Raw genomic sequence first — 26,610 nt, 5'->3', positions numbered from 1 at the left:
CATCCATGAAAAGCATGAAACTGGAGTGGAAAAGAGGTGACTGGGCGGCGTACTTCGGGTTGATGACCAACAACCTGACGAACCTGCTGACCATGATGGGGCTGCTCATTTTTGTCGTCGGCATCCCGAAAGAGATTGTTTATGGACGTATTGCCCCAGCCTTCGGGCTGGCGGTGCTGGTGGCGAGCGTCTGCTACGCGTGGTTTGGCCTGCAGATGGCGCGCCAGACCGGGCGGAGCGACGTTACCGCGCTGCCGTCGGGGCCAAGCGCGCCGTCGATTTTCACCGTCACCTTTCTGGTGCTGATGCCGGTCTATCAGCAGACCGGCGACGCCGACTTCGCCATCCAGATCGGCCTGGTGTGGTGCTTCGTGGAGGCGATGATCCTCGCGGGCGGTTCGTTCCTCGGCGAAACCATCCGCAAGATGATCCCGCGTACCGTGCTGCTGTCGTGCCTGTCCGGTCTGGGCCTGCTGCTGCTGGCGATGAACCCGATGCTGCAGGCGTTCGAAGCGCCGACGGTCTCCTTTATCGTGCTGCTGCTTATCTTCATTAACTGGTTTGGCAAAAAGCCGATCTTCGCCCGCATTCCTACCGGCCTGCTGCTGCTGATCGCCGGTACCGCCCTGGCGTGGATCTCCGGCCTGCAAAGCCCGGAAGCGATTAAGGCGTCGATGTCCTCCTTCGGCTTTAACCCGCCGGAAGTGCATATCGACAGCTTTATGCAGGGCCTGCCGCACGCGCTGCCGTACCTCGCCTCTGCCGTTCCGCTGGGGCTGGCGAACTACATCTTTGACCTTGAGAACATCGAGAGCGCCCACGCGGCGGGGGACGAGTACCCGACCCGTAAAGTGATGCTGGCGAACGGTCTCTCCTCCATGCTCGGCTGCCTGATGGGCAACCCGTTCCCGGTGACGGTCTACGTCGGCCACGCGGGCTGGAAAGCGATGGGGGCGAGCATCGGCTATACCCTGGCGTCCGGCGTCACCATGTTCATCGTGCCGCTGTTCGGGCTGGGGGCCTTTATGCTCGCCATCATCCCGATGACCGCCATCGTGCCGATCCTGGTCTTTATCGGCGTGGTCACCGCCAACCAGGTGGTGAGGGAAACTCCCAAAGTGGAGGTGCCCGTCATCTTTATCTGTCTGTTCCCGTGGATCGCCAACTGGGCGCTGACCATGATGAACAGCGTGATGGGGGCGGCGGGAACTAATGCGGCGAAGATCGGCACCGACGTGCTGCACAGCAAAGGGATTTACTACGAAGGGCTGATGCATCTGGGTAACGGCGCGCCGCTCGCCAGCATGCTGTGGGGCTGTATCGCTATCTTCGCCATCGTCAACAAACCGCTGCGCGGCGCCGTTGCCGCCGCCGTCGGTGCGTTGCTGGCGCTGTTCGGGGTGATCCACGCGCCGGTGGTGGGCTTCGCGGAAGGCAGCTCCCTGACCTTCGTGCTGGCCTACCTGATGATGAGCGGCATGTTTGTGGTGAAGCACGTGCTGGATAGCCGGGAAGCCGCGAGCGCTGCGGCACCGGTTTCTGAAGCTTAAAAGCGACCCCTCACCCTAACCCTCTCCCCAAAGGGGAGAGGGGACGTTAACTCCCTCGCCCCTTTGGGGAGAGGGCAGGGGTGAGGGGAAACATACCGCACCGTTGCGAAGGAAAACCTATGAAAGAACTCATGGTCGTCGCCATCGGCGGCAACAGCATTATCAAAGATAACGCCAGCCAGTCGATTGAACATCAGGCCCAGGCGGTAAAAGCGGTGGCCGAGTCCGTGCTGGAGATGTTGGCATCGGACTATGACATCGTGCTCACCCACGGCAACGGCCCTCAGGTGGGGCTGGATCTGCGCCGGGCGGAGATTGCCCACGAGCGGGAAGGGCTGCCGCTCACCCCGCTGGCCAACTGCGTGGCCGATACCCAGGGCGGCATCGGCTACCTGATCCAGCAGGCGCTGAATAACCGCCTGGCCGCCCGCGGCGAGCAAAAGGCGGTGACGGTGGTGACGCAGGTGGAGGTGGATAAAAACGACCCTGGCTTTACCCATCCCACCAAACCCATCGGGGCGTTCTTCAGCGAGGCCCAGCGCGATGAGCTGCAACAGGCCCATCCCGACTGGCATTTCGTTGAGGATTCCGGTCGCGGATACCGCCGGGTGGTGGCCTCGCCGCAGCCGGTACGCATTGTCGAAGCTGATGCCATTAAAGCCCTGACGCAAAAAGGCTTTGTGGTGATCGGCGCGGGCGGCGGCGGCATTCCGGTGGTGCGTACCGAACAGGGCGACTACCAGAGCGTGGACGCGGTGATCGACAAAGATCTCTCCACCGCGCTGCTGGCCCGGGAGATCCGCGCCGATGTGCTGGTGATCACCACCGGGGTGGAGAAAGTGTGCATTAACTTCGGCAAGCCGAACCAGCAGGCGCTGGAGACGGTCAACGTGGCGCAGATGATGCGCTACAGGGAGGAGGGGCACTTCCCGGCGGGCAGTATGCTGCCGAAAATCGTCGCCTCGCTGGAATTTTTACACCACGGCGGCAGGCGCGTGATCATCACCTCGCCGGACTGCCTGCCCGCCGCGCTGCGCGGGGAAACCGGGACCCACATTGTTAATGAAGGAAGCTAAGATGCCTGAAAATAAAAGCCGTCGCGAGTTTATCAGCCAGAGCGGCAAGATGGTCACCGCCTGCGCCCTGTTTGGCGCGACCGGCTCCGTCGCGTATGCTGCTGACACCGCAAAACCGACCTGCGAGACGGGCAAACCGATGAACATCACCGCGACACACTATTACCTGGATAACGTGCTGCTGGAGGCCGGGTTTAGCTTCGACGGCGACGTGGCCGTCAGCACCCGCACCGAACTGAAAACGCTGGAGATCAAGGACGGCAAAATCGCCGCGCTGCTCGACAACAACAGCCACGCCGACGCCACTCTGTCGCACTACGATGGCGGCGGCAAACTGCTGTTACCGGCGATGCGCGACATGCACATCCATCTGGACAAAACCTTCTACGGCGGCCCGTGGCGCTCGCTCAACCGCCCGGCGGGGACCACCATTCAGGACATGATCCGCCTGGAACAAAAGCTGCTCCCGGAGCTGCAGCCGTACACCCAGCTGCGGGCAGAAAAGCTGATCGACCTCATCCAGTCGAAGGGCTCCACGATCGCCCGCAGCCACTGCAATATCGAACCGGTGTCCGGTCTGAAGAATCTGGAAAATTTACAGGCGGTTCTGGCCCGGCGTAAACCTGGCTTCGACTGTGAAATCGTGGCCTTTCCGCAGCACGGTTTACTGCTCTCCAACGCTGAAAAGCTGATGCGCGAGGCGATGCAGGCCGGGGCGCACTACGTCGGCGGGCTGGACCCGACCAGCGTCGACGGCGCGATGGAGAAATCCCTCGACCTGATGTTCCAGATTGCGCTGGATTACGACAAAGGGGTGGATATTCACCTGCACGAAACCAGCCCGGCGGGCGTAGCGGCGGTGAACTACATGGTGCAGACCGTGGAGAAAACCCCGGCGCTGAAGGGCAAACTGACCATCAGCCACGCCTTTGCGCTGGCGACGATGAACGAGCAGCAGGTGGATGAGATCGCCACCCGCATGGCGGCGCAGCAGGTGACTATCGCCTCCACGGTGCCGATTGGCACCCTGCATATGCCGCTCAAACAGCTGCGCGATAAGGGTGTGTTTGTTATGACCGGCACCGACAGCGTCATTGACCACTGGTCGCCGTATGGCCTGGGGGACATGCTGGAAAAAGCCAACCTCTATGCCCAGCTCTATATCCGCCCGAACGAGCAGACGCTCTCCCGCGCGCTGGGTATCGCCACCGGCGACGTGCTGCCGCTGAACGAAAAAGGTGAGCGCGTATGGCCGAAAGCGCAGGATGCCGCCAGCTTTGTGCTGGTGGACGCCTCCTGTTCCGCCGAGGCGGTGGCGCGCATCTCTCCACGCACCGCAACCTTCCATAACGGGAACCTGGTGTGGGGAACGGTGGGGTGATGTGCATTTCTCCCTCTCCCTGTGGGAGAGGGTTGGGGTGAGGGCAACAGGCCGCAGATTTTGTAGGCCGGGTAAGGCGAAGCCGCCACCCGGCGTTACAGATGATACCCCGACAGCCGCAACTCCCGGTCAATCCACTCGACAAACTGCTGGATCTTCCAGCTGCGCTCGTTCATGTGCGGCATCACCAGATGATGGGCATTAATGGCGATGCCCATCTCATCCGGCAGCACCTGAACCAGAGAGCCATCGTGCAGGTGATCGGTGGCCATCATTTTGCTTTCCAGGATAAACCCCAGCCCCATGCGTGCCGCTTCGAAGCTCATATAGGAGCGGTCGAAACTCAGGCTGAAATTGAGCCACGGCCTGTCGATATTGTGCCAGGCAAACCACTTTTCCCAGTTCACCAGGGTACTGGTGGAGGAGATCAGCGACTGATGTAGCAGATCGGCGGGCGTGCCGACAGGATGTTGCGCCGCATACTCCGGTGAGGCCAGCACCACCAGGGTGTCGTTTTTTATGGTCATCACCCGGTAGGCGTCCCAGTCCGGGATACCGTGACGGATATCAATATCAATATTATCTCTGGCGAACTGCAGGTTTTCATAAGAGCAGGTGAGATTAATGGTGATGTCGGGATATTCGGCGCGGAACTTGCCGAGGCGGCGTAATAACCAGGATAAACCGAAGGTCGGCGAGGAGTGGACGCGCAGCACGGCGTTATCTTTCTCTGTAATAATCTGATCGGTGGCGCGCCCGATGGCGCTCAATGCCGCTGACACCTCCCGCAGATATTTTTCCCCCGTTGGGGTGAGCTGCACCCCTTTGCCGCTGCGAATGAACAACTTCTTGCCCATCCACGACTCCAGGGACGCGATTTGATGGCTCACCGCCGAGGGGGTGACATTGAGCTGCTCGGCCGCCTGATGGATGCTCAGCGCGTTGGCCACCGCGACAAAAGCCTGAAGATTTCTGAGGGAAGGCAGCGCGAGCGTCTGGCGATCCTGGGCGGTCATAACCGGCTCCTTTCATGATTAATGATAAAAAACATAACATTGAGCGCCGGGGCGGGCAATTTCAGGACGATCTTATTTTTTTGAGCTGTATCGCGAATCAAATTTATCTCAGCAATAAATGAGGTTTATTGAATGGCGTTTCATTCGTGAGCCGATATATTGACGTTGAACGTAAAAAATAAAACGACATACGGTGTTCGAATAATGAGGTAAAACATGTCTCGTATAGAACAAGATGTACCCTACATAGCCACTAAAAAAACTAATTACCGTTTCGTTGTGCTGGCATTAATTTTTATTGTTTATGCCATTAACTATGCTGACCGAACAAATATTGGCGCGGTGCTTCCTTTTATCATTGATGAGTTTCATATCAATAATTTCGAGGCGGGTGCGATTGCCAGTATGTTCTTTTTGGGCTATGCCCTGAGCCAGATCCCGGCGGGCTTTTTTATCGCCAAAAAGGGTATTCGCGGCATGGTGGCGCTGTCGATATTTGGCTTCTCCGCCTTTACCTGGCTGATGGGCACCGCGACCTCGGTTCTGGGGCTGAAGTTTATCCGCCTGGGGCTGGGGTTGACGGAAGGGCCGTGCCCGGTCGGGCTGGCCTCGACCATCAATAACTGGTTTCCGCCAAAGGAGAAAGCCACGGCCACCGGCGTCTATATTGCCGCCACCATGTTTGCCCCCATCCTGGTGCCGCCGCTGGCGGTGTGGATCGCCATGACCTGGGGCTGGCGGTGGGTCTTCTTCTCCTTCGCCATCCCCGGGCTGGTCATTGCCGTTCTGTGGTATCTGCTGGTGCGTACGAGGCCCTCTGAGAGCAGTTTTGTCTCCGAGGCGGAACTAAAAACTATTACCGCCGGACAGGAGACCCCCGATACCAGACGAGAAAATATCGTGATCTCTCCGTCGTTTACCCGCCTCGACCGGCTCATCCGCGTGCGGGATTTAGCCCCGGTCAGCACGGTGAAAGGCTTGTTCACCTCGAAGAATATTCTTGGCGACTGTCTGGCCTATTTCATGATGGTGAGCGTGCTCTATGGCCTGCTGACGTGGATCCCGCTCTACCTGGTGAAAGAGAAAGGCTTTACCTTTATGAGCATGGGGCTGGTGGCGAGTATGCCGTGCATCGGTGGGTTTATCGGGGCAATTTTTGGCGGCTACGTCTCTGATAAGCTGCTCGGCCGCCGGCGTAAACCGACCATGATGTTTACCGCCATCAGCACCGTTCTGATGATGGTCATTATGCTCAATATTCCGCAAAGCACCGTTGCGGTCTGTATTGGTCTGTTTTTTGTCGGGCTCTGTTTAAATATTGGCTGGCCCGCTTTTACCGCCTATGGCATGGCGATTGCGGACAGTAAAACCTATCCGATTGCCGCGTCGATTATTAATAGCGGCGGTAATCTCGGCGGATTTGTTTCACCGATGCTGGCGGGTTATCTGCTGGATAAAACAGGAAGTTTTAATTCCGTCTTTATTTATTTCGGCGTTTGCGCAGCCATTGGGTTATTACTGATTATGCTGCTGGAAGAGCCTAAATAATAAATTAAACACCTCTCAATATTTTGGAGTAATTATATGCTACTGAAAGATAAAGTCGCCGTTATTACCGGCGCGGCTTCCGTACGCGGTTTGGGGTTCGCTACGGCAAAACTCTATGCCGAACAGGGCGCGAAAGTGGTGATTATTGATTTAGATGCAGAGGCCAGTAAGCAGGCGGCGGCAAGCCTGGGTGAGGGGCATCTGGGGCTGGCGGCGAACGTCAGCAACGAGCAGCAGGTCAATGCCGCCATTGAGCAGGTGCTGGGCAAATATGGCCGCATCGATATTCTGGTGAATAACGCTGGCATCACCCAGCCCATCAAGCTGATGGATATTAAGCGGGAAAACTATGATGCGGTGCTGGATGTCAGCCTGCGCGGCACGCTCTTAATGTCCCAGGCCGTTATTCCCACCATGCGCGGCCAGCAGTCCGGCAGCATCGTCTGCATCTCCTCGGTGTCGGCCCAGCGCGGCGGCGGCATCTTCGGCGGGCCGCACTACAGTGCCGCCAAAGCGGGCGTGCTGGGGCTGGCGAAGGCGATGGCCCGCGAGCTGGGGCCGGATAATGTGCGGGTTAACTGCATCACCCCGGGACTGATCCAGACCGACATCACCGCCGGCAAACTTTCGGACGAGATGAAAACCGCCATTCTGGCAGGCATTCCGCTTAACCGCCTCGGCGACGCGCAGGATATCGCCCGCGCCGCGCTGTTCCTCGGCAGCGATCTCTCCTCTTACTCCACCGGCATCACCCTCGACGTCAACGGCGGCATGCTGATCCACTAAGGAGACAGGATTATGACTGATACCACGATTCAACAGGTCGCCGCCGCCGCGTGGCGCATCCGCCGCTTTGCCCTGCGGATGGGCGAAGTACAGGGGCAGGGCTATATCGGACAGGCGCTGGGCTACGCCGACGTGCTGGCCACCGCTTTTGCCCACGGCATGAATTTCAGGCCTGATGAGCCGGAGTGGGAAGGGCGCGACCGCTTCCTGCTCTCTCATGGTCATTACGCCATTGCCTGTTACGCGGCGCTGATCGAGGCGGGCATTATTCCCGAAGAGGAGCTGGAGACCTACGGCGCCGACGACAGCCGCCTGCCGATGTCCGGCATGGCCACCTATACGCCGGGCATGGAGATCTCCGGCGGCTCGCTGGGGCAGGGCCTGAGCATTGGCGTAGGCATGGCGCTTGGGCTGAAGCACAAGGGGAGTAATGCCTGGGTGGTGAACTCCATGTCCGACGGCGAGCTGGACGAAGGCTCAACCTGGGAAGCGGCGATGTCCGCCGCCCACCACGGCCTGTCGAACCTGATCGTGCTGGTGGACATCAACCGCCAGCAGGCGGACGGCAACTCCCACAAGATCCTTGGCTTTGAGCCGCTGGAAGATAAGTGGACCTCGTTTGGCTGGTACGTGCAGCGGGTCAACGGCAACGACGTCCCGGCGCTGGTCACCGCTTTTGATAACGCAAAACGCTACCCGGAGAACCAGCCGCGGGTGATTTTGTGCGACACCCTGATGGGTAAGGGCGTGCCTTTCCTTGAGCAGCGCGACAAGAACCATTTTATCCGCGTGGACGCTGACGAGTGGCAAAAAGCGCTCGCGGTGCTGGACGCGAACAAACCGGAAGGAGTGCAGTGATGAGCCAGACCACCGAGCAAAAACCGCGTTTAACCACCTCGGCGATGATCGCCTCTATTGCTGAAGAGGGGCAGGAGACCCGCGCCGCGCCGTTCGGCCACGCGCTGGTGAAGCTGGCGGAGCAGCGCCCGGAGATCGTCGGCATGACGGCGGATCTCTCAAAATACACCGACCTGCATATCTTTGCCCAGGCGCACCCGGAACGCTTCTTCCAGATGGGCATGGCAGAGCAGCTGCTGATGGGGGCCGCGGGCGGCATGGCGAAAGAGGGCTTTGTTCCCTTCGCCACCACCTACGCGGTGTTTGCCACCCGCCGCGCCTACGACTTTATTCATCAGGTGATCGCCGAAGAGCACCTCAATGTGAAGATCTGCGCGGCGCTGCCGGGGCTGACCACCGGTTACGGCCCGAGCCATCAGGCGACTGAAGATCTCGCCATTATGCGCGGCATTCCGGGCATGACCATTATCGATCCCTGTGACGCGATAGACACCGAACAGGCGGTGCCGGCCATGGCAGAGCACGATGGCCCGGTCTATATGCGCCTGCTGCGCGGCAAGGTGCCGGTGGTGCTGGACCAGTACAACTACCAGTTCAAAATTGGCAAAGCCGCGTTGCTGGAAGAGGGGAGCGATGTGCTGATTATCGCCTCAGGGCTGATGACCATGCGGGCGCTGGAGGCGGCGAAGCAGCTGCGTAAGGACAACGTCAGCGTGGCGGTGCTCCACTCGCCTACCATCAAGCCGCTGGATGAGGCGACCATTCTGGCGCAGGCCGCGAAGCCAGGACGGCTGGTGGTGGTGGCGGAAAACCACAGCAGCGTTGGCGGCCTGTGCGAGGCGGTGGCGTCGCTGCTGATGCGCAACCGGATTAACGTCGATTTTGATACCGTGGCGCTGCCGGATGCCTTCCTCGACGCCGGGGCGCTGCCGACCCTGCACGACCGCTACGGCATTTCTACCGCGGCGATGGTGGAAAAAATCCGTCGCAGGCTGTGACCTTAACCGGGGCGAGACGGACTCGCCCCGTTCACCCTCAATATCCCACCGTATACACCCGCCCGCTCTGCACCCCCTCCACGCTGCGGCGATAGGCCTGCGCCACGGTGGCCGCGGGCACGCTCGCAAAGCCCGGGAAGAAGCCGTCGTAGGCGTCGGCCGATTCGGTGAGTACCGTCGGGCTAATCAGGTTGATACGGATCCCGCGCGGCAGCTCGCAGGCGGCGGCGCGGACAAAGCCTTCCAGCGCGGCGTTTACCGTGGTGGCGTTTACCCCCTGGGCGATAGGCTCGTGGGCAACGATGCCGCTGATCAAAGTGATCGACCCGCCCTTATTCAGGTAGTGCTGTCCGGTGAGCGCCAGCCGCACCTGGCCCAGCAATTTATCCTGCAATCCCTGGTTAAACTCGCTGTCGGTCATGGTCGACAGAGGGCCAAAGTGCAGCCCGCCGCTGGCGGAGACAATCGCATCCACCGGGCCGATCTTCTCGAACAGCGCCTGCACGCTGGCCTGGGAGGTGATATCCACCTGATGATCGCCCTGAGTGCGACCCACGCGAATGACGTCATGACGACGACTCAGCTCTTCTGTGACTGCGCGACCCACCGTACCGCTGGCACCAATAATGACGATTTTCATAGCCGACTCCTTTGTGATGTGAGCCCCCATTGTTTAACAAACAATAAGCCGGATAAACTGGGCTAAAGTTAGAACATTACTAACCAGAGGTTTGCAATATGGATAAGTTTCGCGGCATGGAAACCTTTATCGCCGTGGTGGAGAGCGGCAGTTTCACCGGTGCCGCATCCCGGCTGTCGATGTCGGCGGTGATGGTGGGCAAGTACATCGCCTGGCTGGAGAGCCAGCTCGGTACCCGTCTGCTGGAGCGCAACACCCGCCGCCAGAGCCTGACCGACGCCGGGCGGGTCTGGTTTGAGGAGGCGAAGCGGGTGCTGGAGCAGGTTGCTATCGCCGAAAGCGCGGTGGAGCGCTTACGCACCGAACCGGCGGGCACGCTGCGGGTGACCGCGCCTACGTCGTTCGGCGGATGCGTGATCGCCCCGCTGACCGCCACCTTTTTGCAGCGCTTCCCGGCGGTGCGCGTCGAGCTGGATCTGACCAACCGGATGGTGGATCTGGTGGAGGAGGGGGTAGACCTTGCGATCCGCATAGGCGAGATCCATACCGAGGATCTGGTGGCGAAATACCTCTGCCCGTACCGGATGGTGATCTGCGCTGCACCGGACTATTTAGCCCGCCACGGCACGCCGCAAACCCCGGACGATCTGGTGGATCATCTTTGTCTCTCCCATACCGTCTGGACCGCGCGCAACGAGTGGCGGCTGCCGGGCGTGGAAGGGGAAGTGCGCTGGAAGCGCGATGCGATCCTGCGCTGTAACGACGGGTATGGGCTGCGGATGGCGGCGATTGCCGGGGCGGGGTTACTGTTACAACCGGAGGTGCTGGTGGCGGACGAACTGGCGAATGGACGGCTGATTCGCGTGTTAGAAGGTTACACACCCCAGCCCCGACCGGTGCACCTGTTATGGCGTCAGGATCTACGCCCGTTGCCGAAACTCACGCGGTTTATTGAGCATATTATGCAGGCTCAGTGCGGCCTGTAACGCCCGGCGGCGCTGGGCTTGCCGGGCCTACGGGATGGTGCGGTGGTTTTCACCCCCTCGCTGTGGGAGAGGGCCGGGGTGAGGGCATCAGGCCGCACCAATCAGAAACGATAACCCACACCCACATTCCAGCCGTCGATCCCGTAATCATCACCCAGGTCGGCCGTGGTGCCTTCGTAACCGACATTGATTGCCAGCTCAGGCGTTGGGTTGAACTGTACGCCCGCGCCGTAAGCGAAAGAGGTGGATTTCTCATCGATGCCGTCGCGCTGGGTATAGTTGTCGCCGCCGTTCACCCAGGTGGTGTGACCGTCTGCTTTCACGCGCGCCACGCCGCCCAGCGCATACAGGGAAACGAAATCATTCAGGCGATATGCCGGGCCTGCCATCAGGGAGTAATATTTCACTTCGACGTGGTTTTTAATGGAGTCGGACGCCAGATAATAATGCTGGTCTTGATCGCCGCTCATATAGGTAAATGAACCCATCAGGCTGACCGGGGAATCCCACTCGTAGCGATACTGAACGTTCACGCCGCGGATATTTTTGAAGTCTTCAACGTTACTCTGCGCATAACCCACAGAAACAGTCTGATTATCCGCCAGAGCAGTACCGCTTGCCAGACTCGCCGCAACGCATACCGCCAGAGAGAGTTTTTTCATTTTCCGTAATCCTTGTTGTCATTTTTTATGTGTAATGCCCTATCTCCTCATCCATCAGGCGGGAGATATTCCACTGCAAATTAAGGCGATAAAATTGTTGGTTTTTTTGGTGGGGGATAAAATAGGGAATAATCTTAAAGACCGGAATAGTCCTGGAATTTGCCTCCCCTATATTGGTAGGGCACCACAATTATTCATCATATTTAGGGCTGATGCTTATTTTCTCTGTGGGTATTTCAACAATCATTTCGCAACCTGTCCATGGCGCTTTGTTATTGGTCATATTAATTAGGGCAAAGGCCGGTCGGCGCTTTAAGCGGGCCGCACGCATCGTATCCGTAGACCTTGTAGCCTTTACTTTTCATGCAGCCTGAGATTTTATCGTTTCTTGCCACCACCTCCTGAAGCGTTTCCTCCGGGCGAGAGCTGCCGCCGTTCCAGCTGCCATCGTCAAGATTGGCGTTTTTAGGTACACCACAGCTGTAGAGATCGGCTTTACGCTGTTCATTATCGGTGTAACCGCCTGCACCCGGCTTCTGAAACGTTTGCGCATAGCGCACGTATTGATAGTCGGTTGAATCCATATTGCCAACAACACAGCCGCAGAGCATGAAACAGAACAGGATGGGGAATATTTTCATTTGCGACTCCCTGTATTAGTCTTTGTCAATTAACCTTAGCTGCACGTTGCTACCATCAGGAACGTCTCTTATTTGCAATGCAATATTGGCTCTTGCTTGCATTGCTACTGTCGATTTTTCTAAATAAAGATTATCTGGCTCATATTCGCCACCCACTACAAACGGAATTTTGGGCACCAGGCGATAGCCCGCTGGTATTGAACCATACTTCTTCTGCCACGCGTTTGCCAGTGGGTAGCCCGTTAATACCTCATAGTCTTTTTATCTGCTTCTTTTTTTCTTTTTACGCTCTTGTAACCTGGCTTTAATCCAGATGCCGAAAGCAAGTATTAAGCCGCCAGCGATACCTTTCCTTAAGGCATCACTGAAAGCTTCTCTCCAATCGAACTCAAATACATTTATTTTAAAATAAACGATTACTGAAACGATTAGATAGCCGATGACTACCGCAATAAACAATATGCTTACACATATGCAAACCAGTTTAACCAAATCCTTAATGTTAATTTTTTCCATTTTTCTTTCCTGCATTGTCAAGTTTATCTTTAACTTTATTGCCGGAAACCTCTCCCACAGTGGCCCCCGTAGCTGCTCCAATTATTTCAGCACTACCTTCTTTTATAACAGGTTTTAGCTGCTCGGTTGCCACTTTGCCAATACCACCACCAAATAGAGAGCCAACTCCGGCGCCAATAGTTGAGTTAGTTGGATCTTCACCTTTAATACTACTACCTATTGCCGCACCACCCATATTTATAGGAGTTGAAACCAGAATACCTTTCCCCGTTGTTGCTGCGGCTGTTACTCCCGCCATGATTGCGTCCACATAACTTAAAGGATCCTTTCCTGCCAGTTGCACACCCGTATTTACTCCAATACCAATTGCAGCATTAGCGGCCATACCTTTCACAGTAATGCCCAGCACGCTGCCCCCGAACATGACAGGTGCGTCGCCAATGCTGGCATTCGATTTATGGTAGCCCCAGGTATTCATGATTGTCTGAGCCTTAGACATGGCCTCAGAGTCAGGGTTACGTTTCATGTAATCCTGTCCGGAGAGCAAACCTTTGACCAGTTCTTGCGAAACAGCAGAACCGTATTCCCTCTCCATCTCTGATGCGTAAACACGTAAGTAACCTGCCAATTCAGCCCGTTCATTGCTGCTCATCTGTGATGGATCTTTAGTAAATTTTGCAACCAATGCATCACTGCGTTTGTCAGAATTTTCCAACTTAATTAGCTCACTGGCTGTCGCTAGCGTCTTATCACCGTTCCTAATTTTCTCAACGGCTTTGTCAAGTTTGTCTGAAGATGTAGAACCAAGGAAATTATTCTCAACCGTCGTTTTACCCGCCTGCGCCCCCGCCACAGCGGAAGCAGAACTGTCGCCTACCAGCCCACCCGATAAGCCCGCCGCCAGTGTCGCCAGCGCAGAGACCGTCTGCTTCTGCGTTTCGTCCAGCTTATCGGCAGATTTGCCGTACATCTCGAGGGCGATCATCCCTACCAGCTCGCCCGTGGCGGCACCGGCGGCACCCGCCAGCGCGTTTTGTCCCTGGGCGGCGGCCAGCGCAGCGTTGACCACCGCGTGCGCGGCAACTTTGCCCTCGTCGTTCAGACCGCTGTAATGACCAATCACCTCCGCCACGTATGGCGCAGCACCGCCTGCGAGGGCGGCACTGGGATCGCTCCTGCTCTTTCTCCTTATAGCGCCTGGCTGACAACTACTGGTCAACGCAAACCAAAGGTATCGGGCAGATCTTTGACAAAGTCGGACTCATTCCCCCGATAGGCTTTTGCAATTTCTGCAAAGGAATCGATAATGCTCCCTTTCTCATCGTCCGTTAATAATTGAAGCTCGGCGGCAATATGTTCCAGCATTTCCACAGCGGCATCGGGACAGAGCGAATCTTCGCCAGTGAATTCAAGGAAAATGGCCATATCAGCGATAATTTTAATCAAATGATGCGAGTGAGTCATAGACCCTTTCCCCTTATTACTAACGTAAACCCAACATCCCGCCGGCAGGGGCGAGAGACTGTTTGTTAACTCTCATACTTGAAGTCGATATTTATTTTCAGTGTTTCAATGTTTATCGTTACTTCACACCCATGCCAGAATGGCTTTTCTTGTGATTTAAAGTTATCAACAAAGAAATTTCTTAGTTCGACTAAAAGATCTAAAAGTCTTGCACTGGCATCTGCGGTTTCAGTGATCCAGTGCTGGTTACCCTGTTTATCTATATAGTCATAAGTAAACTCACCACAGTCACTTTCCGGATCTAACGTAGCACACAGAATGATTTTTTCCGCAGTATCAGGTGCGATCGAGAGCAGTACTGAACCAATGTCATTATAAATATTCTGGGATTCACGCATCATTCCTCCTGACAGATAAATTTGCTCAAAGAGGGCAATATTTGTGCCCGTAATCGCTATACACCGATTCGGCTAAAATTTTATTAAAATCTTTACAAATCAATGTGTTTTAATTAACGTTGCGTGACACAGATGATTATGCTCCGTGTACTGAAGATGTACTGAGTGGCTCCCGTAATTTTTTTGAATTTCATATCGCGCTTCCAACTCCCATATTGGGTTCATATTCGCCATTATTTCAATAAATTTTGGAAAAGCGATGCGCCGTCCATCCCTCTCTTCAACCCTGTGATCTAACTTATATTGGTAGGCAATCTGACAGGCGAATTCGGACATAATCCAATAAAGCAGCGTATTCAAAGAGTGAGTGACTTTTCGGGAGAACTCATACCCTCTTTCTGAATAAATATAGTTATATAAATCATTTTCGAATGAAATATAGGGGGTGCCATCGCCATAGGGAGCAGAACACAGATTCACTGAATGTTTTGGAAAGCCTGCTCGTAAAATCATCTCATCAGCTTGTCTTTGTATTTCATTAATATTGACTAACATATCAGCGAACCTCGCGAATATACTTCTAACGGATACCAAAAATCCAGAACACTATCCCCGCAGGTAAACCTAACACACTGATTTTTAAAATAGTAATTATCTCTTCTTTTCCGAATGGAAAAGGCTTATCAAAGTCCCGGATTAGCCAGCCTTTCACCAGATAAGAAAAAAGACCAATTATCATCAATGCGATGCACATCAAAAAACATATGCCCAAAAGCGTCCAAAGGGATTTTTTGGAATTATCGAGTCTCATTTTACTTTGCCATAAAGCCAACCTCCCGCCGGAAGTGCGGGAGGTGATTCACATTGCAACCTGTCCTGGTCTTTTATCGGTGATAAAAAAACCAGATGATCAAACCCGCAGGCAGCCCCAGCCAGGTTAACTCAAGACATATCAACACATCCTTGAAAGAGAAGGGGAAATCCTCCTTCACATTCCATGCTAATCCCGCACCGACTAAACGGCCAAGGAGCGTCAGAATGAACACAGCCAGACCTATCGAGCAGCACAGGTAAACAAGGTTAATAAACGATTTAGTGCTGTTTTTCATTCTTACTACCGCTCTCTTTCAGTTTATCTGAAACCATACCCGACATCGCAGAGTCCCCTGCGTTACCCAGTATTGAAGGTAATGGGTGTTGTGGTACAGGTTTGGTTATTGTCCAGACGCCTGTTGGAACCCACTCGTACTGTTTTGATACCGGGTTGAATATTTTATCAAACGGCACTTTGATCATGTTGCCTGTAGCGAAACCAGCAGAAGCACCCGCCTTACTCAGTAACGCTGCGAGCATAGGATCGTCACCATTGATTTGAGCTTGATAGTAACCACCTGCTGCGTTCCATGTCACGGTTGGGTTATAACCTTTACCCGCGGTGATTGCCCCGATAACCCCGGATCCAATAAGATCGGCAAGTTTGACTTCACCCGTAGTCTTGTACTGAATACCCGCCCCTAAACCGACACCCACACCCACAGCGATAAGCTGCTCTTTGCTGTTGTTTACGGCATTGGTCAGAATCGCTCGTCCGCCCATGATGATCACCGGCCAGGAGGTAGGATCCATCACCACAGACAGTACACGATCGCCTGTTGTGATATTGTCCTGAAGGAATTTCAGGTCGGCGCCGTTCAGGTAATTCACCAGTGCCGCTGCCGTCGGATCTTTGAGTTTTTCATCCAGGCGGAACTGCCCTGGCTGCGGATCGTTGGCCACGTTGGTCGAGGCCTGGATCAGCTCCTGCCAGGTAACGCAGGTCACCCCTCCGCCGGTACAGGCATCCGCAAGCTCTTTGCTTTTCTTATTACTGATTGCCAGATACTTCTCAACCACTTTCATGCAGTCACCGCCGGAAGCTTTACACTCCAGTAGCTCTTTATCCAGCTGACGCGCTTCTGCCGTACTCAGATAGTTATTCTCAACCGTCGTTTTACCCGCCTGCGCCCCGGCAACAGCAGAAGCTGAGCTGTCGCCCGCCAGACCGCCGGAAAGCCCCGCAGCCAGCGTCGCCAGCGCAGAAACCGTCTGCTTCTGCGTTTCATCCAGCTCATCGGCCGATTTGCCGTACATCTCGGTAGCGATCATCCCCACCAGTTCGCCCGTGGCGGCACCGGCGGCACCCGCCAGTGCGTCCTGCCCCTGAGCGGCGGCCAGCGCGGCGTTGACCACCGCGTGGGCGGCGACTTTGCCCGCGTCGTTCAGACCGCTGTAATGACCAATCACCTCCGCCACGTATGGCGCAGCACCGCCCGCGAGAGCGGCACTGAGATCGCTTCCGGCCAGGCCCTGAACCGCTGCCGTCGCCGCCTGAATCGCCTGCTGATACTGCCCACCGGTGCCAAAGCCGGAGGCACTGAGCGCGTCGTTGTACGCCGTCTGGTAGATCTGGCCGTTAATATCTTCCAGCGTCGCGGTTTTGCCCGGGTTGGCTTTCTCCCACGCCGCTTTCGCCTCCTGCAGATCCTGGGCGTTGACGTTTTTCAGCTTCTCTTTCGCCGCGTTGGTGGCGCGGATGCTCCCCTCGGTGCGGGCAATATCCGCCACCTGATTACCAATCTCACCGATGAGCTGCGCCTGCTGGAGCCGCTCCTGCTCTTTCTCTTTGTCGAAGATAGGGGAGAGCGTCTGGTTGGCGTGCTCCACGTCGCGGCTGAGCTGGTTGACATCCTGCGCCTGACGATCCTGGTCGCGGACAATCAGGGTGCCCTCCGATACTGCGGCGTGCGTGGTGCTGCTGTCATGCCCGTCGCGGTTCGCCCCCACCAGCAGGCCGTTCGCCATATTCCCGGCAAACTGGCTGCCGATGCTGCCCCCGGTGCTCATCCCCACGCTCTGGTGTTCCACTTCGAAATCGGCGCGGTTTTCAATATCGCTGAAGCCAATGGTGCCGGTATCGAGACGGTTTTTATCGGCGGTCGCCGTCGAGCCAATCACCGCCCCGTTGAGCTGGGTATGTTCGCCCACGGTGATGTCGTAGCCGCCTTTGCCGGCGAAGATCCCGGTCTGCTCCACGACAGAGTCGTAGTTGCTGTGCATCTTGTCGCGGCTGAGGTTGACGCTGGCCGAGCCGGTCATGGAGCCGATGCTGAAGCTGCCCCCCGCGCTGGCGTTCTGCTGTTTCGAATCGTAGCGATCGCTGTCCTGCTCGGAGGTGAGGGTCAGGTTGCGGCCAATATCCGCCCTTACCGTCTCGCCGCTTACCTGCGCCCCGGTCAGGGTGGCGTCACGTCCGGTCAGAAGATTCACCTGGCGGCCCGCGTCCACGGTGGTCTCGCTGTGGGTGGTGCCATTGCCGCTCTCGTTGCCTTTGCCGCGGTTGACGCTGGCGGAGATGTTCAGGCCAAAGCCGCCGGAGCCGACGCCGATCCCAACCCCGACGCTGCCGCCCTTGCTCTCGTTTTTGCCGTCCAGCAGCTGGGTGTTCTGCGCAGAGCGCAGATACAGATCGCGGTTGGCGGCAAGCGTAATATCGTTGCCCGCCTTCAGCTGGCTGCCTTCCACGGTCAGGTCGCCGTCCGTGCCGCGCTCGCCGCTGCCGGTGGCGACAACGCTCAGATCGCGCCCGGCGTTGAGGGTGCTGCCCTGAGCGGTGTTCTGCTCGCTGTACTGGGTCGATTTCGACGACTGGCTGCCGTAGGAGAGGCTGATGCCCACGGTATTGGTGTTGCCCGCGTCCGCACCCTGGGCCTGATCCATACGTGCGGCCTGGGCGGCCTGCACGCCGGAGAGCGCGGCCTTCACCCCCTGCAACGCCTGTAAGCGGCCGCTGCCGGAGGATTTCGCCTGCTGGGAGGCTTCAACGGCGCTGTTCAGCGCGCTGCCGACGGTGCCGGAGAGCGCCAGCGTCAGGCCGGAGGTTTTCTGCTCCACCTCGTGGGTCTGCTGGCTGCGGTTATTCACCGCCGTGATATCGACGTTTTTACCGGTCAGCGTCATGTCCTGACCCGCCACCAGATCCGAGCCGCTCACCGTCAGGCGATCCCCCGCCCGCAGGGTCAGGTCGCCGTCGACGCTGCCCACGGTGCTGCCCGCCTGGGTCGCGTCCGCGCCGGTGTCGGTGGTTTTAATGCTCTGTGTGCCGACGCTAAAGCCGATGCCGCCCGAGCTCAGCAGACCCGATTTTTTCTCCTGCTTCTGGTGCAGCTCATTATTGCGTTCGGCCTGGGTCTCCACGCTCAGGTTGTTGCCTGCCAGCAGGGCCACATCCCCGGTGCCCGCCACGTTGCTGCCGCGCACGGTGAGATCGTTTCCGGCGGTGAGGTTAACGGTGTCGCCGTTCAGCTCGCTGCTCTGCACCGTCTGACGGGCGATCTGGTCGCGGGTGGTGGTGGTGGTTTTCGACAGGAAGCCGTTACCGCCCACCACTTTGTGCCGTTCGTCCAGATCCTGGGTATTCTCACCCGCCGTCAGGGTCAAGTTATTCCCGGCGCTGACGTTCAGCGCCTGCCCGGCGGAGAGGGCAGCGGCGCGGGCGTTGAGGTCATTCCCGGCGGCCAGGGTCACGTCGCCTTTGCCCGTCACTTCGCTGCCGATGCTGTTCGTCTGGCCCTGTTTCAGGCTGTTGTCGGCATCCCACACCAGATTATCGCGGCTGGCGGTCTGGAGATCGTTGAGGTTCATATCCCGCCCGGCCACCAGCTGGGCGGTACCGTTCTCGCCGCTGGCGATAACCTGTGCCCCGGTCAGGTTAATATCCCGCCCTGACTGCAGCGCCAGTTTGCCGTCGTCGCCCTGGACGTAAATACCCGACACGCTGTCGATGGTGGTGCGGGCGAAGCGGTTCTCGCCGTTGACGCTTTCGGCGCTGAGGGTGGTGCTGGTGAGGTTGATGTCGCGCCCGGCGCTGGCCAGCAGGCTGCTGTCTCCCACGATGGCACCGCCGATATTGTTGATATCGGTGCGCGCGTTGAGGTTAACATCCGCCCCCTGAATGGTGCCGGTCTGGTTGGTGATGTTGTCGGCGTCCAGCTGCAGCACTTTGCGCCCGGCAAGGGTCCCGCGGTTAAACAGGTCGCCGTTGAGCTTGATAGAGACGTTGTTCCCGGCAATCAGCGCGCCGGAGCCGTCGATATCGCCCGGTTTCACTTTGGCGTAGACCTGCGGCACCAGCACGTTCTCGGTTGAGCCGTCCGGCATCTTCACCCGGGTGTTCACCAGCCAGACGATATCCCCGGTCAGCAGCGCCATCTGCGCAGGCGTCAGCGCCACGCCAATCTTCAGATCGTACTGCTTGCCGAAGGTGATGCCGCGATCCATCAGCGCCTTGTACTGCTCTTCGTCGTTGCTGTAGCCGTCCAGATAGCGCTGGCCGGTGATGCCGATCACCTGCTCGCGGATCAGCCGCTGCTCGTAGTAGCCATCCCCCAGCCGCTTCTGGGTCATGTCGCCGTCGGCGGTAAAGGCGTCCTGCATATAGTCGCTGCCGAGCCACTGGCGCTCGTTGGTAAAGCGCGGATCGGTCTCCACCAGGTACGGCACCTCCGCCGACGGGTTCACCTTGAACAGGCTGTTGTCCGGCAGGGTGGTGTTGGGGCCGATAATGCGGATCGCGCCGTCGGCCGGAGTCACTTCAAACTGCTGTCCGGCAGGCGGGGTCACCGGCTCGCCCGGCGAGACGGTCTGCTGCGGGGCAGGGGCCACGCCCGCGGCCTGACCAATGGTCACGTCGGTGCCCGTTAACACCAGCGGGGAGAGGCTGAGGTTGCTGCCCTCCACGCTGCCGTTGCTGACCAGCTGGCCCGGCTTCAGGGCGATATCCTGAATGGTGGTTGGCGGCGTGTAAGCCGTGCGATCGCGTCCCTGTTCATCGTCGCCTTTGTGGCGAATACGGTAGTAGTGGGTGACGGTGCCCTCATCAGTGGTGTAACGCTTGCCGGGCACGTCCTCGTTCTTCACGCTACCCATCTGGTCGATTGCCAGGGTGCCGCCCGCAATCACCTGGCTCTTGTCGTTAAACAGCTTGTCGCCGGTCATCAGCAGGTTGCCCCCGGCGAGGATCTTCGCCGGGTCGCTCTCTTTGATGCGCGTTTCGTCGATGGTGCGGGTGTAGTCGTACTGGTTAAAGTTGTCGTTATTTGAGCCGGTATCTTCTGGCGTATTCAGGTTGCGCAGCCCGTCGGAGGAGTTGTCATCCACCCAGACGCCTTTCTCAGTTGAGCTCCAGCGGTTGGTGGAGCCGGAGTGCTGATAGTCGGTGAGATCTTCCTGCGACACCCGCACCACTTCGGTGGAGAAGTGGTCGTTGATGTTATTGATCTGCCCGGCGGCGATGGCCATATCCTCGGCAGACTCGATGGTGGAGCTGTGGTTATTGATCGTTCCCGCCCGGCCGGTCACGGCGCCGCTGTCGTCCAGCGCGCCGCCGATACTCATGCTGCCCGCGCTGTAGATCAGGCCGTGGTCGGCGTTGTTCAGGGTCTGCACGCCCAGGCTCACGTGCTCACGACCGGCGAGCGTCGCCGCGGTGCCGTTTTCGGCGAGGTTGTTGAAGGTATCCACATTGATCCCCACCGCATCGCCGTAGATCCGCCCGGTGCCGGTGTTGGTCAGGGTGTCGGCGTTGATGCGGGTAGCGATGCCGTCGATCAGGCCGGTATTGCGTACCGTGCCGCTGGCCGTCAGGGTGGTGCTGCCGGCGTTGATTTCACCCCCGGCGAGGTTATTCAGGTTCGCGCTCTGCACGTTAAGGGCGCTACCCGCCATCAGCTGGCCGCTGTTGGTGAGATCGCCGTCGGTCGTGAAGGTCAGGTTGCCGTTGGCAATGGTAGTGCCGCTGTTGTTCACGCCGCTGCCGCTGTGAAGCGTCATGTCCCCCAGCGACAGCAGCTGGCCGCTGGCGTCCAGCGATGCCGCGTCCAGGCTGAGCGTTTTACCTGCCTTAAGGGTGCCGTCCGCGTTCAACAGATTCAGGGCGCTACCGCTGAGATCCAGGGTATCGCCCGAGGCCAGGACCCCTGCGCCGTTGTTCAGCACGCCGCCGTTATTGATACTCAGGGTGTTGTTCGCCAGGATGCTGCCGCGCTGGTTATCCAGGGTATCGGTGTTCAGCGTCAGGCTCTGGCCCTCCAGCCCCTGGTTTTCACCAGACGTACTGGTATTCACAAATTTGACGGCATTGAGGGTCACGTTTTTGCCGCTGCGAATCAGCCCGGAGACGTTATCCACCGCACCCCTGGCGCTGTCGAGGAGCAGATCCCCCACCGACTGGATCTGCCCGCCGCCGTTTTGCAGATTATCGGTATGCAGGGCGGTATCGGCCTCGCCAATGATGCGCCCGCCGCTGCGGTTATCGAGCTCTGTGGCCGCGACATCCGCCGCGCCGCTCGCCGCCAGAGTGCCCGCCTGGTTATTGAGATTGTCTGCCGAGAGGTTCAGGGCCCCCAGGCTGTTCAGGGTGCCAGAGCGGTTATCGAGGGTACCGGAAGTGAGATTGATCCCGTCGCCCTGCAGGACGCCTTGAGTGTTGATGAGCTGCGAGGTGCCCAGCGACAGGCTCCCTGTCGCAGCAAGCTGCCCGGACGTATTGTTCAGCGTGCCGCCGTTGAAATTCAGGCTGTTGCCGGAGAAGGTAGTCCCCTGGCGGTTATCCAGCAGGCCGCCGCTGAGGGTCATAGCCCCGACCGATTTCAGCGCGCCGCCGTTATTGGTGAGGGTGTCGAACCCGGCGGTTAACGTCCGGTTCGCGCCAATCTGCCCGTCGGTATTGTCGATAGTACCCGCGCTGAGGCTAAAGTCGCCGTCGCTTGCCAGGAAGCCGCTCTGGTTATTCAGCGCGCCGCTCTCGAGGCTAAGCGAACCCTGAGAGAGCAGGGAGCCGGAACGGTTATCAAATTCATTCAGGGCCAGCGTTGCGCCGTCGGCGACAATCACCCCCTGCTGGTTGTCGAGGCTCCCGGCGCTGATGCGCTGGGTTTTGGCCGCCTCGATGCGGCCTTTGACGTTGTTCACCGCCTGCTGGCTGGCGATCTCGCCGTCACCCGCGCTGGCTGAGATCAGCCCCTGCTGGTTGTTTACCGTCCCGGCGTCCAGCCGGGTATTGCCCGCCACCGCCACAATCTGCCCGGCGCTGTTGTCGATGTTGTCAGCCTTGAGCTGCACGCCGTTGGCCGCGCCAATCTGCCCCTGCTGGTTATCGAGCTTGCCCGGCAGATTCACTGCGAAAGCGTCGCTGCCGCGCTGGACGATTTTACCTTTCTGGTTGTTGAGGTCGTGAGCGCTGAGGTTGATTTTCTCCGCGCTCAGGCTGCCGCCGCTGTTGTTAAGCATCTTACCGCTGCGGACGGTGAGTTCGCTGGCGTTGACCTTCGCGCTGGCGGTGTTCACATCTTCCGCGCCGCCATCCAGCAGGACATGTTTAGCCTGGGTCTGGCTGCCGCTGACGTCCACCCCCTGGCCGCGGGCGCTGAGATTGCCCCCCGCCAGGGTTTGCCCGTGGGCGCTCAGCTGGCCGCTGGTGCTCAGTTCCAGATCGCCCGCCCCGGCGAAGGTGCCGTCGCTCTTCACCCCGGCAGCCAGCACGCTCTGCTGGCTGCCGGTGAGGCTGGCCGCGCTCGCCCGGACGTTACTGGCGGCGGTAATCACGCCGCTGTTGTTGAGTTCGCCCGCGGTTTGCAGGCTGGCGCTCTCTGCGGCCCGCAGGGTGCCGCTGTTTTCGATGCGTCCGTCGGCGGAGATCGTCACGCTGCCCGCCTGGGCGCCGATAGCCCCGGCGTTACGCACCCCGACGCCGCGCTCGGTGCCCACCATGCGGATCTTGCCCGCGTACATGCCGCCAAGGCTGGCCACGTCCACCGCCAGCTGCGGGCGGGTGGCCGGGTCGTCGCTGCCTTTTTCAATCACCTCGTGGGCGGCATCGACGGTGTTGCGCCCGGTGGTCACCTTCAGATCCTTAGCCCACAGCCCGGCGTTGACCTTGACCGAACGGGCGATGATATCGGTGTAATCCGCGCCGGAGGTGTCCATCCCCGCGCCCTCGACCACCACTTCGCCGCGCTCGACGTTAAACCCGGTCAGCGCGCCGTCTTTCATCTGCGGCTGGCCGGTGGTGAGGGTGGCGCGGTTGGCGTTAATAAAGCCGCAGCCGCTACAGGTGATCCCTGACGGGTTGGCGATCACCACCTGGGCTTTTTTACCGGCCACTTCGATCATGCCGTTCAGCTTGCTCGGATCGCGGGAACTCACCTCATTGAGGATCACTTTGGCTTCGCCTTTCGCCAGCCACGGGTTGCCCGCCACCATGCCGCCCAGGTTAGTCTGCACGTTTTTATGCGAGTTATTGAGGATCGCCCCTTTCTGATCCACATCGAACCGGGTGTAGTTATTGCGCGATACCCCGGCAGCGGATGGCGTCTGGATATTGACCTGCGGCGTGCCGTTGGCGCTGTTAACCACCGTTGGCTGCTGGTTTTTTGGCGCCCCGGCGTCGGCCACGATGTTGGCCTGCGCCGTCTGTACGGCTCCCATCGCCAGCCACAGGCTAAAGCTCAGGGCGCTCACCTTGCCGATAAGCTGGCTGTGGGTATGGCCGATGCCGGAAGAACGGGACGAACCGGCGCGGCCGGAGCGGGCGATATCCGCCACCACCATCAGCATGCCGCGCGCTTTGTTAAAGACAATTCGGTACAGGTTCTTATTCATGGTTCATTCCTTTAAACGCTTCCGGCAGGGGCACAGTGAGCGGGTGATTCTGTTGCCATTCTCGGGCATGTTGACGGCTGACGTGGCTGCCGTGGAACAGCATCACGCGCTTGCCACGCTCCGCGCCCCGGTGATAGAGCGCGCGGCAGACGTGGTCGGGGAAGATGTCGCGGCGCATCAGGTTGTACATCGCGGCGGTATGGCCGAAGGGGGCGATCCAGTCGCAGAACCAGATCCTGTCCCCGCAGTCCCAGTCCGCCTCTTTCATCTCGATAGCCGGGCGGGTGAGGTAGCGGGCTTCCGCCTCCTCGTTCAGCCAGGCCCAGCTCATGAAAAAGACGGGACGCCCGTTTTCGCTCACCAGCACGTACTGTCCGCGCTTGATGATCGGCAGCAGCAGGGTGGGCAGGGCGTGAAGGGGGGCATCCCGGTGCATCGGGGAGTGCATCCACAGCCAGACGGTGGCGCCCAGCACCTCGGCCTCGCTCTCTTCTCCGCCGAGGATCAGCGGCGCTTTGATATCCAGATTGCCGACGCGCATCACCAGCTCCAGTTGAGATTAAAGCCGAGGGTCAGATCGCTGGTTTCAAAGCCGTCTGGCTTCGAGAACGGCGTTCCGGCGAACAGGTCGTAACCGGTGTTAAAGGCGTTGCCGCGCAGGCCCGCCACGCCGCCCGCCAGGTGTTTGCCTACCTGCAGGTCGGAACTGTAACCGCCCACTTCGCCGTAATCGGCACCCAGGTAGAACTCCTGATTTGGCAGCGGCGTGCGCCAGGCCACATCGTTACGCACGTACCAGCCGTGGCTGGCGCTCAGGGTGCGCTCGCCGTCAAAGCCGCGCACCGTCCAGCGGTTGCCGATGGCGAACTGATCCTGCGGCGTCAGCGGCGTGTTGCTTATCTGGCGCAGGTACTGCACGTTGTAGCGGAAGTTTTGCGTGCCGAGAGCAAACGGCAGATCGAGCTGGGCGCTGAGCAGGGTAATTTTGCTGAGCGCCGTGGCATCGCCCCAGTACTCTTCCGGCGCAGGCTGCGCGCCGAACCAGCGGGTGCCGCGCTGATAGCTGATGCCCGCGTCCAGGGTCGCCTGGCCGATGTAGTGGCGATGATCCAGCCCGATACGCCAGGCGGCGGTCTGCCGGTGCTGAACGCCCACTTCGGTATCGTCGATATAGTTGCGGGTCTCCCGCGCCATCACGTCCCAGGTGAAGGTGGTTTTTTGCGAGCCGCTGCGGTGCAGCACGCGGCTCAGCTGAACGTCGAGGTTTTTACTTTTACCGCTGTAGCGATAGTCCTCGTTCAGCCCGGCGACGGTCTGGTGGTAGTCGTAGTCGCTGCCGGTCACGCCCAGCAGCCAGTAGCCAAAGGGCACCGAGTAGTGGGCGGTGACGTTTTTACTGCCTTTGCCGCCCTTGTCGTTCAGATCGTGGCTGGCGGAGACATACAGCAGATCGCTCAGCGAGAAGGGGTTATCCAGCGACAGGGTCACGCCGCCCTGGTAACGCCCGGTGGTTTCGGTTCCGGCATCGTCCAGCGACAGGCCGATGCGCCACATTTTGCTCTGCTTGCGGGTAATCACCACGTCGGTCTCGCCGGGGTTTTCCCCCGGCAGCAGCTCCATGTTGGCCTCGACCGTCGGCAGGCGCTGCAGGTTTTCCAGCCCCTGTTCAATATCGCGCAGATCCAGCAGCTCCCCTTCATGTGCCGGGAAGGCGCTGTAGAGCTGGATGTAGTCGTCGCTCTCTTCGGTCAGTTTTACGTGGCGCACAGTGCCCGGCACGATGGCGAGCTTCAGGGTGCCGCTTTTCAGATCCTGCGACGGGGCCAGCACGCGGGTGGTGATCCAGCCGTGATCGACGATGCGGTTCTGCATCGTGCTCATCAGCAGGTTAATCCCTTTGCCGCCCAGACAGCGCCCCCGGGCCTGATCCGCAATACGCTGCAGCGGCACCCAGTGGGGCAGAGCCTCCTGACCGCTCAGTTCGACGCGGTTAATGGGGAAGCAGGGGGTTTCGGTAGGAAAGGCAATTCTGCCAAAGCCGGAGGAGGGCTCCGAAAGACGCACGTCCGGTACCGGCGGGGTTAATTGCTGCTCCAGCGCTCTCTGGCGCTGCTGCTGAATAATAAATTGATTATCGGGCGGCGCGGCATGGGCAGGGAGAATTAAAGGCAGGCCAGCGGCTGGCGCTATTATTATGGCGATATTGTGTCGGGCGATCATCGGCGAATCCATGCTGTGTAAGAAAAAAGAAGTCAATGTGAATTTGTGTAAAATTGTTTAAGTATTAGGCCGGGAATGAAAGGGGGATTATTCCTAAAGCCCGGAATTATCCGAGTTTCAGGCTCCTTAAATCTGGTAGGTTCAGGCGGGGAAAATAGATAACGCAGGGTTCTC

General features: G+C 58.6%; 20 protein-coding genes and 1 pseudogene. 8 read left to right on the top strand and 13 right to left on the bottom strand.

Annotation, left to right across the window (positions count from 1 at the left end; genetic code table 11):
* The first annotated feature begins 5 nt into the window (after nt 1–5).
* The 3 genes from NB069_RS17170 (at nt 6) to NB069_RS17160 (ending at nt 4,007) form a co-directional block, all read left to right on the top strand.
* On the top strand, nt 6–1,550 hold the full coding sequence (locus NB069_RS17170; RefSeq protein ID WP_250585501.1) for a xanthine permease: 1,545 nt from the start codon (nt 6–8) through the stop codon (nt 1,548–1,550).
* A 119-nt stretch (nt 1,551–1,669) separates the two neighbouring features.
* Nucleotides 1,670–2,626: a carbamate kinase family protein gene (locus NB069_RS17165; RefSeq protein ID WP_250585499.1), complete on the top strand. Its 957-nt coding sequence runs from the start codon at nt 1,670–1,672 to the stop codon at nt 2,624–2,626.
* A gap of 1 nt (nt 2,627) precedes the next feature.
* Nucleotides 2,628–4,007: an amidohydrolase family protein gene (locus NB069_RS17160; RefSeq protein ID WP_250585497.1), complete on the top strand. Its 1,380-nt coding sequence runs from the start codon at nt 2,628–2,630 to the stop codon at nt 4,005–4,007.
* 95 nt (nt 4,008–4,102) lie between these two features.
* On the opposite strand, the gene NB069_RS17155 is transcribed toward NB069_RS17160, so the two are convergent.
* Entirely contained in the window at nt 4,103–5,023 is a 921-nt protein-coding gene (locus NB069_RS17155; protein WP_250585495.1) for a LysR substrate-binding domain-containing protein, read from the bottom strand.
* A gap of 216 nt (nt 5,024–5,239) precedes the next feature.
* On the opposite strand from NB069_RS17155, the gene NB069_RS17150 reads away from it, so the two are divergent.
* The 4 genes from NB069_RS17150 to NB069_RS17135 are packed head-to-tail and all read left to right on the top strand — an operon-like array spanning nt 5,240 to nt 9,213.
* Nucleotides 5,240–6,571, top strand: a complete 1,332-nt coding sequence (locus NB069_RS17150; protein WP_250585493.1) for an MFS transporter — start codon at nt 5,240–5,242, stop codon at nt 6,569–6,571.
* A gap of 36 nt (nt 6,572–6,607) precedes the next feature.
* Nucleotides 6,608–7,357 carry an SDR family NAD(P)-dependent oxidoreductase gene (locus tag NB069_RS17145; RefSeq protein WP_250585491.1) on the top strand — a complete coding sequence of 250 codons (750 nt, stop codon included), beginning with the start codon at nt 6,608–6,610 and terminating at the stop codon, nt 7,355–7,357.
* Nucleotides 7,358–7,369: 12 nt separating this feature from the next.
* Nucleotides 7,370–8,215 (top strand): transketolase, encoded by an 846-nt coding sequence (locus NB069_RS17140; protein ID WP_250585489.1) that lies wholly within the window; start codon nt 7,370–7,372, stop codon nt 8,213–8,215.
* The gene (locus tag NB069_RS17135) at nt 8,215–9,213 is read left to right on the top strand and encodes a transketolase family protein (protein WP_250585487.1); all 999 of its coding nucleotides are present in this window, start codon (nt 8,215–8,217) and stop codon (nt 9,211–9,213) included. Before NB069_RS17140 ends, NB069_RS17135 begins: the two co-directional genes overlap by 1 nt.
* Nucleotides 9,214–9,250: 37 nt before the next feature.
* Here the strand turns inward: NB069_RS17135 and NB069_RS17130 are convergent, their stop codons facing one another.
* Nucleotides 9,251–9,883, bottom strand: coding sequence for a short chain dehydrogenase (locus NB069_RS17130; protein WP_284677020.1), 633 nt, complete (start codon nt 9,881–9,883; stop codon nt 9,251–9,253).
* 68 nt (nt 9,884–9,951) lie between these two features.
* Here NB069_RS17130 and NB069_RS17125 point away from each other — a divergent pair, with 68 nt between their 5' ends.
* Nucleotides 9,952–10,839 (top strand): LysR family transcriptional regulator, encoded by an 888-nt coding sequence (locus NB069_RS17125; protein ID WP_250585483.1) that lies wholly within the window; start codon nt 9,952–9,954, stop codon nt 10,837–10,839.
* Between the two features lie 101 nt (nt 10,840–10,940).
* Here the strand turns inward: NB069_RS17125 and NB069_RS17120 are convergent, their stop codons facing one another.
* From NB069_RS17120 to NB069_RS17070, 11 genes and pseudogenes are all read right to left on the bottom strand, one after another.
* Nucleotides 10,941–11,501, bottom strand: a complete 561-nt coding sequence (locus tag NB069_RS17120; RefSeq protein WP_250585481.1) for an Ail/Lom family outer membrane beta-barrel protein — start codon at nt 11,499–11,501, stop codon at nt 10,941–10,943.
* Between the two features lie 284 nt (nt 11,502–11,785).
* Complete coding sequence (locus tag NB069_RS17115; RefSeq protein WP_250585479.1) at nt 11,786–12,142, bottom strand: hypothetical protein; 357 nt, start codon at nt 12,140–12,142, stop codon at nt 11,786–11,788.
* A 261-nt stretch (nt 12,143–12,403) separates the two neighbouring features.
* On the bottom strand, nt 12,404–12,658 hold the full coding sequence (locus NB069_RS17110; protein WP_103180829.1) for a hypothetical protein: 255 nt from the start codon (nt 12,656–12,658) through the stop codon (nt 12,404–12,406).
* Nucleotides 12,645–13,826 (bottom strand): annotated as a pseudogene (locus NB069_RS17105) (VENN motif pre-toxin domain-containing protein); the annotation flags it as partial. The pseudogene NB069_RS17105 and the gene NB069_RS17110, both read right to left, overlap by 14 nt.
* Nucleotides 13,827–13,873: 47 nt before the next feature.
* Nucleotides 13,874–14,122, bottom strand: coding sequence for a hypothetical protein (locus NB069_RS17100; protein ID WP_250585475.1), 249 nt, complete (start codon nt 14,120–14,122; stop codon nt 13,874–13,876).
* Nucleotides 14,123–14,187: 65 nt separating this feature from the next.
* A complete protein-coding gene (locus tag NB069_RS17095) occupies nt 14,188–14,523 on the bottom strand; it encodes an immunity protein YezG family protein (RefSeq protein WP_250585473.1) in 336 nt (111 codons plus the stop codon).
* A 96-nt stretch (nt 14,524–14,619) separates the two neighbouring features.
* Entirely contained in the window at nt 14,620–15,075 is a 456-nt protein-coding gene (locus NB069_RS17090; protein WP_250585471.1) for an Imm63 family immunity protein, read from the bottom strand.
* Nucleotides 15,076–15,404: 329 nt separating this feature from the next.
* Nucleotides 15,405–15,629 carry a hypothetical protein gene (locus NB069_RS17085; protein ID WP_250585469.1) on the bottom strand — a complete coding sequence of 75 codons (225 nt, stop codon included), beginning with the start codon at nt 15,627–15,629 and terminating at the stop codon, nt 15,405–15,407.
* Nucleotides 15,613–24,216: a hemagglutinin repeat-containing protein gene (locus NB069_RS17080; protein WP_250585467.1), complete on the bottom strand. Its 8,604-nt coding sequence runs from the start codon at nt 24,214–24,216 to the stop codon at nt 15,613–15,615. Before NB069_RS17080 ends, NB069_RS17085 begins: the two co-directional genes overlap by 17 nt.
* Nucleotides 24,209–24,757, bottom strand: coding sequence for a toxin-activating lysine-acyltransferase (locus NB069_RS17075; protein ID WP_250585465.1), 549 nt, complete (start codon nt 24,755–24,757; stop codon nt 24,209–24,211). Before NB069_RS17075 ends, NB069_RS17080 begins: the two co-directional genes overlap by 8 nt.
* Nucleotides 24,757–26,436 carry a ShlB/FhaC/HecB family hemolysin secretion/activation protein gene (locus tag NB069_RS17070; RefSeq protein WP_250585463.1) on the bottom strand — a complete coding sequence of 560 codons (1,680 nt, stop codon included), beginning with the start codon at nt 26,434–26,436 and terminating at the stop codon, nt 24,757–24,759. The genes NB069_RS17075 and NB069_RS17070 overlap by 1 nt, the downstream gene beginning before the upstream one ends.
* Between the last annotated feature and the right edge of the window lie 174 nt (nt 26,437–26,610).

The organism is Leclercia adecarboxylata (genome assembly GCF_023639785.1).
Taxonomy (GTDB): Bacteria; Pseudomonadota; Gammaproteobacteria; order Enterobacterales; family Enterobacteriaceae; genus Enterobacter; species Enterobacter adecarboxylatus_D.
The sequence above is the reverse complement of the archived record's forward strand: the minus strand, read 5'-3'. Positions and strand labels throughout refer to the sequence as shown.